The 341-nt window shown below is 63.3% G+C and carries 1 protein-coding gene; it reads left to right on the forward strand.

What is annotated here, in order from left to right:
• Nucleotides 1-341, forward strand: a 341-nt coding sequence (locus J536_RS24815; RefSeq protein WP_032064397.1) for a hypothetical protein, incomplete at both ends; no start/stop codon positions are given.

Below are 341 nucleotides of genomic sequence, written 5' to 3' on the forward strand. Positions count from 1 at the left end.
GTGATGACGACGATGATGATGATCGCGGTGGTCGCTCAGGTGGTCGAGGTCGTGGTCGCAGCCGTGATGACGATGATGATGACGATCGCGGAGGCCGTTCAGGCGGACGAGGCCGTGGCCGCAGCCGTGATGACGATGATGATGACGATCGCGGAGGCCGTTCAGGCGGACGAGGCCGTGGCCGCAGCCGTGATGACGACGATGATGATGATCGCGGTGGTCGCTCAGGTGGACGAGGTCGTGGTCGCAGTCGTGATGACGACGATGATGATGATCGCGGAGGCCGTTCAGGCGGACGAGGCCGTGGCCGCAGCCGTGATGACGATGATGATGACGATCGC

This window comes from Acinetobacter sp. 809848 (assembly GCF_000581275.1).
GTDB classification, from domain to species: Bacteria; Pseudomonadota; Gammaproteobacteria; order Pseudomonadales; family Moraxellaceae; genus Acinetobacter; species Acinetobacter pittii.